Below are 9762 nucleotides of genomic sequence, written 5' to 3'. Positions count from 1 at the left end.
GGCACGCCGCCGCCGGCAGTGGCGCCGGGCGACACGCCGGCCGAGGCCAAGCCGGAGGCGTCGCCGCGCTTGGGCATGCGGCGCTACAAGGTCAACCTGCCGCCGCCCGCCGTGTTTGAGATGTCGCTGGACCGGGTCGACCCGGACGGCACCAAATGGACAGGCTCCGCGACCATGACGTGGCATACTGACGGCAGCCACTATCAGGCATCGGTGCAGGCGGGTCTGAGCTTGCTGATCACGCGTCTGAATTTGCTGACGTCGCGCAGCGAGGGCGAGATTGACGATTACGGCATCGCGCCGCTCAAGTCGACGGAAAAGCGCGCGCGCCGCGCCGAAACCGCGACCCACTTCAACCGCGATGCCGGCACCATCACGTTTTCGGCGTCGGAAGCCAGCTTCCCGCTGATGGTGGGCGCGCAGGACCAGGTCACGGTGCCGTTCCAGCTGGGCGGCATCGGCCGGGCCGACGTCAACCAGTTTGGCAGTGATATCGATATCCAGGTCGCCGACGCCAAGGACGCCACCATCAACCGCTTCCAGCTGGTGGGCGAAGAAGAACTGGATACCAACACCGGCAAGATCGTGACATGGCATTTGAGCCGGCCGGCGAAACCCGGCTCGTATTCGTCCAAGCTGGAAATCTGGCTGGCGCCGGGAATCAACTGGTATCCGATGCAGATTCGCGTAACCGAGGGGAACGGCGCTGTGAACACGCAGACCGTCTCCGACATCAAGATGACACAGGCAGGTAAATAATATGAAAAAGATCACTACCCTCTGCGCCGCGCTATTGCTGGCCTATGCCGCGCAAGCAGCAGAGCCCAGCGGCGAACATCCCAGCGTCAAGCGCCCGACCAGCGTGCCGCCGTCGGCGGACCTGAGCTACAACCTGAAGATCAAGCAGAGCGGCCTGGCGCTGAACGGCACCGCCACCGTGCAGTGGCGCGCCGGCGACGGCAAATACGCGATCAACACCGAGAGTCGCGCCGCCATCTTCGGCAAGGTGGTCGAGAACCGCAGCGAAGGCGCCATCGACGACTTCGGGCTGGCGCCGGCCAGCTTCTACGAGAAGCGCATGCGCAAGGAACCGTACACCACCAGTTTCAAGCGCGACGCCAAGGCTATTGCATTTACTGAAAGCGACGTCACCTATCCGATACTCGGGGGGGAGCAGGATCGCAGCAGCGCGCAATGGCAGCTGGCCGCGCTGGGCCGCGCCGCGCCGGACAAATTCAAAACCGGCAGCGAATGGCATCTGTTCGTGGCCGGCCGCCGCGACGCCGAGCAGTGGAGCTTCAAGGTAGTCGGCACCGAAAACGTGCAGACCGGCGCCGGCGACGTCAGCGCGGTGCACCTGGTCAAGGCGCCGCCGCCGGATGCCAAGGGCCAGCAGGTCGACCTGTGGCTGGCGCCGTCGATGGACTGGTACCCGGTGCGGGTGCGCTTTAACGACAATGACGGCGACTTCGTCGACCAGACTCTGGAAAAGGTCGTGAAGAAGTAGGCTCCTGCTATACTGACGCCCCCGCGACAATGAGGTTTATTTGTAAAAAATACAATGGCGGGGTGCACAGAATGGCAAAGAATGATCGAACCTACAACTAGTGAAGCCGCATCGGACCCGCAAGTGCAAGACAGCTTGCAGGCCCACTTCCAGCCGCACATTTCCGCCGACGAGATTGAGCAGGTCTATCACCTGAAACGCGCGCAGCCGCTGCTGCAGGTGTTTACGGCGCTGTTCCATGGCGGTTTCGATGGCGTGCTGGTACGTCTGCTGGTGCTGCGCGAGCTGGCCGCCGATACCGCGTCCACCAGCTTCACCCGCGCCGACATCAATACCCGCCTGGCTTACCTGCTGCCCGAGTCGCTGGAGACGGTGCTGATGCGCCTGCGCACCAACCAGCTGCTGGCGTGGGATGCGCAACAGGGCGTGTACCGCGTGACGCCGATGGCGCGCAACGTGCTGTCAGCCATCGACGCCTTGCTCGCCCTGGGCAAGGAAGAAGACGACAACGCCGAAATGGGCTTCCTGCTGTCGCAGGTGGCCGGCGCCCAGGTGATGGGCGGCGTTACCGTCGACCAGCTGAATCACCTGCTGGGCCGCCTGATGGAGCTGACCGAGGAATTCTCGGACGCGATTGCGTCGGGTTCCGAATTCCGCCTGCGCGCTTCGCAGGCCAAGTGGCACATGGCCTGCGACTGGGTGGAGAAGGGCTCGGAGATCCTGCGCGCCATCCTCACCGACGAAAACGCCGACAGCGCCACGCACAAAGCCGCGCAGGCCATCGGCCGCGCGCAATCGGCGCTGCTGAACATGCAGGGCATGTTCTCGCGCGCCCTGAACCAGATCGAGCGCCAGCGGGTGCACCTGGGCCAGTCCGGCCTGTCCACCACCGACATCAAGCGCTGGCTGCTGCTGCATGACGACCTGGCCTCGCTGGCCATCGACGCCATCGACCAGCCGGTGGTCCCGCTGTTCATCACGCCCGCAGAAATGATCGACGTAGCAGAAACTGAATTAATGGCCGACCGCATAAACACCACCGTATCCAATGGCCTGCCGTCCGGCGAGGATGCACCGACCACCATCAGCGACGGCCCTGCCATGCAGCAGGAGCTGGACGACTGGCTGGCGCGCCTGTCCGACTTTGCGGCGCTGGGCAATTTCCCGAGCATCGCCGAAGAGTCGCCGAAAGCCATCCAGGCGCACGAGTCGCTGTTGCCGGCGTCGTTCGCCGTGGCCTCGTACCGCGCCTCGCTGCTGCCGCTGCTGGGCGACGCCGACGAGGCCCGCCTGCAAGGCGCCACGGCGGCGCTGGCGCGCCTGCCGGTGACGTTCTCGCCACAAGATGAAATGGTCCAGCTGCCCGACCTCGAAGTCGCAGCGATTTCCCTTGCCTCCCTCTCACTGTCTTTGAATCCGGAAGGCGACAAGTCTGATGAATGACGATTCCCAAATCCTGATCGCGCGCCTGCTGTCGCACCAGACCCTGCGCCGCGACGACAAACTGGTCAAGCGCGTGCTGTCGGATGAACAGTTCCGCAAAGAGGTCGACGGCCGCCTGCTGGCGGTTGGCCTCAAGCTACTCGACAACGTGTATGCCGACCACGTGACGCTGGCCCTGCACCGCAATATGGAGCCGAAGATTTTCGGCGCCAAGGATGTCTGGCAAAACAATAACTTCGGCTTGTCGCGCGATGGCGTGGCGCTGCTGGTGGTGCTGTGGGCGCAGATCATCCTGCCCAAGCGCGAACGCCAGGAGACCCACCAGCACGCGGAAGATGACCAGAACGATATGTTCGGCACCGAGAAACCACTGCCACGCGCGGAAGACACCTCGATCGGCATCGCTTACAAGGCGCTGCTGGCCGACTTCGGCGATAAGCTGGGCAAGAAGACGCGCCTGGACATGAACCTCGGCATCCTGTCGAAGCTGGGCTTCATCGAACGGCGCGGCGACGTGATCGTCGAAGGTCCGCTGCTGGACCTGCTGATGGATACCGACGTGCTGAAAGAGCGCATCGTCAACGGCGCGCTGGCCGACGTGTTCAAACGTTCGCCGCCGCAGATCATTCCGGTGCCGCGCAGCGCGCCGCCGATCGAGGTTGAAAGCGTCGACGAAATCATCGAAGAAGAGATTCTTCCCGCCTTCGAAGCGCCGCCTCCGCCGCCGGCTCCGATTGAAGACGACACTCCAGCCAAGGACTAAGCATGTTTCATATTAAATCGCTAGAACTGGTCCACTGGGATTACTGGCAACGCATCAAGAACATCCCGCTGGACGCCAAGATCATCACCATCGCGGGCCAGAACGGTTCCGGCAAGACCACCTTGCTGGATGCACTGCGCACGCTGTTCGGCCTCGATTGCTCGATGGGCCGCACCTACAAGCACTATGCGCGCCACAGCGGCCAGCAGACAGCCTGGCTGCGCGCCGTGGTGGACAACAAGCCGATGGGCCGCCAGCTGTCCAACCGTCCGTTCCGCAGCTCGGGCTTCTTCAGCGACGACGAAGTCACGCTGTTCTGCCAGATCCAGAAGAACGGCGGCGACTGGAAGCGCCAGTACCTTATGCGTCCGGGTAATGTGCAGATCGAAGACATCGGCGAGCCAGGCAGCGATTGGCTCGGCGTGGAAAACTACCGCAAGCGCCTGGCCGCAGCCGGCCTGTCGCCGGCCATGGCCAAAGTGCTGGCGCTTGAGCAGGGCGAAACCGACAAGCTGTGCGAATACGCGCCGCGTCAGTTGCTGGACCTGGTGTTCCAGGTATTCGGCGACAAGGAAGTGCTGGACGCTTACGACGAAGCCAAGCGCCACCAGCGCGACACCGAGACGGAGCTGAAACGCTTCGAAGCGGAGCTGGAAGCTTCCCGCACCAACCTGGAAGGCCTGCGCCTGCGCGTGGCCAATTACCACCAGTGGGAAGACCTGAACAAGGAGCGCCGCAACCTGCAAGAGGAAGTGCTGCCGTCGCTGGAATATCACGAAGCGCGCGAGAAGCACGCTAACCTGAGCCGCCAGCTGCGCGAAGCGCGCAAGCCGCTGCTGCAGGCCGACTCGCAACTGGCCGACAAGCGCAACCTGTTGGCCGCGCAAGCCAAGGCGCTGTCGGACGCGCAAAGCCACGAGACGGTGCTGGAGCAGGAATCGACCTCGCTGCAAACCCGCCTGACGCACATCAACGGCAAACTGAAGCCGCTGGAAAGCCTGCTGGAACAGAAGGCGCGTCTGGAAAAGCTGGCGTCGGACTCCGGTTCGGACCTGGCCGAAGTGGCCAAGACGCTGCAAGAGAAAGAAATCGAACTGGCGCGCCAGCGCACCGCGCGCGATGCGGTAGCGTCGAAGATCGCCGGCGAACTGTCGACCATCTCCGCGCTGCAAGGCAAGACCGCGATGCCGGAGCCGGAAGTGCAGCGCACCATGCGCCGCGCGCTGAACGACGCCGGCATCAGCCACGCCATGTTGTCGGACATCGTCGAGGTGACCGATGCCAAGTGGCAGGGCGCGATTGAAGGCGTGCTGGGGGGCTATGCTTCCGTGGTGCTGCTGGATAAATCGTCCGACGCCGCTGCAGCGTACCGCCTGGCGGAGAAGGAACGCTATCGCCACTTCATCGTGCCGGACCTGGTGCATGCACCGGTAGTCAAGGACGACACGCTGATGTCGGTGGTGAAGTTCTCGGCCAAGGTGCCGGCATGGCTGGTGGAACAGTTGTCGCGCATTACCCGCGTGGACAGCGTGGACGTCGGCGCAAAGCTGGGCAGTAACGAAGAGTGGATCACGCCGGACGCGTATCACCGCGAACGCCGCGGCGGCCGCTCGCTGTTCGTGGAAGTGTCGCGTTACCGCTTCGGTTCCGCCGGCCGCACGCAGCGTATGGAAGCGATCCAGAAATCGCTGCCGGCGCTGGAGGCACAGGAAGATCAACTGACGCTGCTGGTGTCCAAGCTGGCGACCGAAATCAGTTCGCTGAAAACCCGCCTGGCCGGCGTGGACGCGGCCAAGGAACTGGGCGCGCGCGCCGAGGAATTCGACGAAGCGGCGCGCAACGCCTTGCCGCTGCGCGCCGAACGCAGCGAAGTCGGTGCACGTCTGGGTGAACTGCAAAACCTGATCAAGACCGCCGTGGTCACGCGCACCCGCGCCGACACCACCTGGCAGAACGCGCGCTTCGCCTTGTCGGAGTCGGAAGCCGGCATGCGCCTGAATCACAAGCGCGTGCTGGAGCAGCGTACCGAACACGCCAAGGCGCTGCTGGTGCTGCGCAAGAGCTGGCGCCATCTGCCGCAAGGCTGGCGTCGTCCTGCGCGCCGCACCGCGCTGGTCAAGGAACACCAGAATGCGCACCAGGTCAACCTGCGGGTGCACAGCCTGGAAGCCAGCCTGGCGCGCAGCGACTGGGAACTGGATGCGACCGTGATCGACCAGTACCAGCGCCTGAACGACCAGCTGCATTCGCGCCAGTCGGAAACCGAAGAGCGCCGCTACCAGAACAACCGCGCGATCGAGGCCACCGGCAATGCACGCGGCGCTTACATCGAGCGTCTGCGCTACACCGTCAAGACCTATGCGGCCAACATCAAGGAGCTGGGCCAGCTGGCCGGCATCGAGGTGAGCGCCGATCCGGTGCGACTGGAGAACGACGACGTGCAACTGGCGCAGGCCGGCCTGCACGTGCGCTTCAAGTTTGACGGCAAGGGCGTGATCGGCATGAACGACGGTGAAGCGTCGGGCGGCCAGCAGGTGATGAAATCGCTGGTGCTGCTGATTGGCTTGCTGAAATCGGAAGAAGGCTCCGGCGGCTTCGTGTTCATCGACGAACCGTTTGCCCACCTGGATATCCGTAACATCCAGCTGGTCGGCGAGTTCCTTAAGAATACCGACGCCCAGTACCTGATGACGACCCCGCTGACGCACAATACGGACGTCTACGATCCTTCGGAACTGACGCTCATCACGAGCAAGAAGAAAAAGGATACCGAGTGGGCGCAGCCGATCTTCGTGCTGCAACGCCGTAAGGACGAAGCAGCGAAAGCTGCTTGATCGGGAAGGAACGTTTCTTAAGGAGGGCCGCTATGTCGCGGCCCTTTTTTATTTGATGTCGAAGATGTCAATCGGGCGTGGCACCGGCTTCTGCGCGCGGCGCCATTCCACCAGCCGCCATGCATACAGGCCGTAGAAGCCACCCAGCAGGCCAAACAGCCACGCCGTGAGCGGATTGCCCAGGAAGTCCGGATCGAGCGGCAGGCCATTGTGCATGTGCAGATAGGCCTCAAATAAGCGGTAGATCAATCGGCTGATGAACAGCATAATGACCAGCAGGGCGAGCTTGCGGTTCTGCGTGTAGAAAAAGCCTTCGGGGCGATTCTCCAGGCGGCTCATCTTGAAGTTGCGCTGGCCGAGGAAGGCGCCGACCAGCGCACCGGCCAGCAGTGCCGCCATGGCGATCCAGTTGCCGAAGATTTGTACCGCGACCGCCAGCAGCATGACGATCATGACGGCCAGCGTGGTGTAATGGCGCCACAGTTCGGACTTGGTGCGGCCCAGGACGATCTTGAGACGCGAATAAATACGCCATACCGCCAGCGGCACCAGCAGCAGCAATACGATTGTGGTCATTTCCATAATCTGTCCGAATTCGAAAATCTGAAAAACTGTGATTGTACGGCACGGATCGGCAATCAAGGCTAGCATACGCAAACTGGACTGAAAGGACGCCCATGAACAAACCGTTATCCGTGCTGCCGCTGAATCTGGGGTTGATGGCCTCTTCGCCGCAGGCAGGTGCTCAGGAGGGGGCGCAGTCCGGTGGTTATCGCTTGCCGCCTGCTGCCTTGCAAGCCATTGTCGATGCGGCGCGTTCGCCCGGCCTCAGTCTCAGTCCCCGCCGCGACATCGTCGCTGTGGTGCAAACGCCACCGCTGCCCGACATCGCCGAAGTGGCGCAGCCGGAGCTGAAGCTGGCCGGCCTGCGGATTAATCCGCGCACCTGTTCTTCGTCCCGTTTCTCGTTCGGCACCGACCTGGCCTTGCTGGATGTGGCCACGCGCAAGGAGCGCCGCATTCGCGGCCTGCCGCGCGGCCTGCGCGTGTCGGACCTGAGCTGGTCGCCGGACCAGCGCCACCTGGCGTTCACCCATGTATCGCTGAAGGGCGAGCGCGGCTCGGTAGAACTGTGGGTGGTGGATCTGGCCGAAGGCAAGGCGCGCAAGCTGTCGCCGCAACCTTTGTCGGCGGTGCTGACGCGCGGCTTCAACTGGCTGCCGGACAGCAGCGGGCTGCTGGTGCATTGGCGTCCGGCCGGCATGGGCAAGGCGCCGGTGGGCAGCGGCATTCCGTCCGGGCCGATCGAGCAGGACTCGACCTCGGACGGCCATGTGCGCCAGCTGCGCACTTACCAGGATCTGCTGAAGAGCGAAGACGACGTGCGCCTGTTCGAGTATTACGTCACGGTGCAGATGGCGATCATCGACTTGCATGGCAAGACGCGGCTGGTCGGTGCGCCGGGCCAGTTCTCGCGCACCTCGCTGTCGCCGAGCGGCGAGTACATTCTGACGCAGAGCATTACGCGGCCGTATTCGTACATCGTGCCGGTGTCCAGTTTCGGCGAACGGATCGAAGTGCGCGACTTGCATGGCGATGTGGTGCACACGGTAGCCAACCTGCCGCTGGAAGAGGGACTGCCGCCGGGGAATGACGCAGTGTCCGTCGGCGTGCGCCATGTGTCGTGGCGTTCCGATGCGCCGGCCAGCCTGGCGTGGGCCGAGGCGCAGGACGGCGGCGATCCGGCGTGCGAGGTGGTGGACGGCATCCGTGACCTGGTGCTGCTGCAGGCGGCGCCGTTCCGCGAACCGCCCAAGGTGCTGGCGCGGCTGACCATGCGCTACGCCGGCATTGCCTGGGGACGCGACGATGTGGCGCTGATCAATGAGCGCTGGCACAAGACGCGCGATTACAAGCAATGGATGATCGAACCGGCGCATTTATCGACGCCGCCGGAACTGATTTATTCCGGCTCCTACGAGGACCGCTACAACAGCCCAGGCTCGCCGGTGATGCGCGCCGATGCGAACGGCTTCCCGCGTTTGCTGATCGGCCCTGGCACCACGGTGCTGCTGGACGGCGCCGGCGCCACGCCGGAAGGCGACCGGCCGTTCCTCGATCGTTTGAGCCTGACCACGCGCCACAAGGAGCGTTTGTTCCAGAGCGCCGCGCCGTATTTTGAAAACGTGGCGGCGGTGCTGAATGACGATGGCACGCTGCTGCTCACCACGCGCGAATCGCCGACCGAGCGGCCGAATTATTATCTGCGAGACCTGACCAAGCCGGAAGGCGAGCAACTGGCGGCGCTGACCAGCTATCCGCATCCAACGCCGCAGTTGAAGGATGTGTACAAGGAGCAGATCCGCTATCCGCGTGCGGACGGTGTGGAGCTGACGGCGACGCTGATGCTGCCGCCGGAGTACGATGCTGCGCGCGATGGTCCGCTGCCGATGCTGATGTGGGCTTATCCGCAGGAGTTCAAGTCGGCCGGCGCGGCCAGCCAGACTACCGGTTCGCCATACCGCTTCAACGCCGTCAGCTACTGGGGGCCGGCGGCCTTCCTGGCGATGGGCTATGCGGTGCTGGATAATCCGTCGTTCCCGATTGTGGGCAGTGGCGACGAGGAGCCCAACGATACCTATCTGCCGCAGCTGGTGGCATCTGCCGAAGCAGCGGTGGAGGAGGTGGTGCGGCGCGGCGTGGCGGACCGGCACCGGATCGCGGTCGGCGGCCATTCGTATGGCGCCTTCATGACCGGCAACCTACTGGCGCATACGCGCCTGTTCCGCGCCGGGATCGCGCGCAGCGGCGCGTATAACCGCACCTTGACGCCATTCGGTTTCCAGTCGGAGGAAAGGCCGTACTGGCAGGTGCCGGCGGTGTATCAGGCCATGTCGCCGTTTAACAGCGCCGACAAGATCAAGGATGCGATGCTGCTGATTCACGGCGCGGAAGACAGCAACTCCGGCACCTTCCCGATCCAGAGCGAGCGCATGTTCCAGGCCATCAAAGGCCTGGGCGGCACGGCGCGACTGGTGATGCTGCCGAACGAATCGCACGCCTACCGCGCGCGCGAATCGATCCTGCACATGCTGTACGAAACCAATGCCTGGCTGGAGAAATACGTCAAAAACGCAACGGCGTAGAATGGGGCTGGTGTTCTTTTGCCAGGAGTGACAACCATGAAATTATTCCACCGCGCCCCCGATCCTGTC

The 9762-nt window shown here is 63.6% G+C and carries 7 protein-coding genes; 6 read left to right on the top strand and 1 reads right to left on the bottom strand.

Annotation, left to right across the window (positions count from 1 at the left end; translation table 11 throughout):
• The 5 genes from GTP69_RS23595 to GTP69_RS23575 all read left to right on the top strand — a co-directional run.
• On the top strand, positions 1-759 hold a 759-nt coding region (locus GTP69_RS23595; RefSeq protein WP_161057159.1), incomplete at its 5' end, for a DUF3108 domain-containing protein.
• Position 760: 1 nt separating this feature from the next.
• The gene (locus GTP69_RS23590; protein WP_161057158.1) at positions 761-1507 is read left to right on the top strand and encodes a DUF3108 domain-containing protein; all 747 of its coding nucleotides are present in this window, start codon (positions 761-763) and stop codon (positions 1505-1507) included.
• A gap of 81 nt (positions 1508-1588) precedes the next feature.
• Entirely contained in the window at positions 1589-2950 is a 1362-nt protein-coding gene (locus tag GTP69_RS23585; RefSeq protein ID WP_110846513.1) for a hypothetical protein, read from the top strand.
• On the top strand, positions 2943-3713 hold the full coding sequence (locus GTP69_RS23580) for a hypothetical protein (RefSeq protein ID WP_161057157.1): 771 nt from the start codon (positions 2943-2945) through the stop codon (positions 3711-3713). Before GTP69_RS23585 ends, GTP69_RS23580 begins: the two co-directional genes overlap by 8 nt.
• 2 nt (positions 3714-3715) lie before the next feature.
• Positions 3716-6547, top strand: a complete 2832-nt coding sequence (locus GTP69_RS23575; protein WP_161057156.1) for an ATP-binding protein — start codon at positions 3716-3718, stop codon at positions 6545-6547.
• Positions 6548-6595: 48 nt separating this feature from the next.
• Here the strand turns inward: GTP69_RS23575 and GTP69_RS23570 are convergent, their stop codons facing one another.
• Entirely contained in the window at positions 6596-7123 is a 528-nt protein-coding gene (locus GTP69_RS23570; RefSeq protein ID WP_229261118.1) for a CcdC protein domain-containing protein, read from the bottom strand.
• A 101-nt stretch (positions 7124-7224) separates the two neighbouring features.
• Between GTP69_RS23570 and GTP69_RS23565 the strand changes: the two genes are divergently transcribed.
• On the top strand, positions 7225-9693 hold the full coding sequence (locus GTP69_RS23565; protein ID WP_161057154.1) for a S9 family peptidase: 2469 nt from the start codon (positions 7225-7227) through the stop codon (positions 9691-9693).
• Positions 9694-9762: the final 69 nt, after the last annotated feature.

The organism is Duganella levis, assembly GCF_009857605.1.
GTDB classification, from domain to species: Bacteria; Pseudomonadota; Gammaproteobacteria; order Burkholderiales; family Burkholderiaceae_D; genus Rugamonas; species Rugamonas levis.
This window is presented reverse-complemented; position numbering and strand designations above follow the sequence as displayed.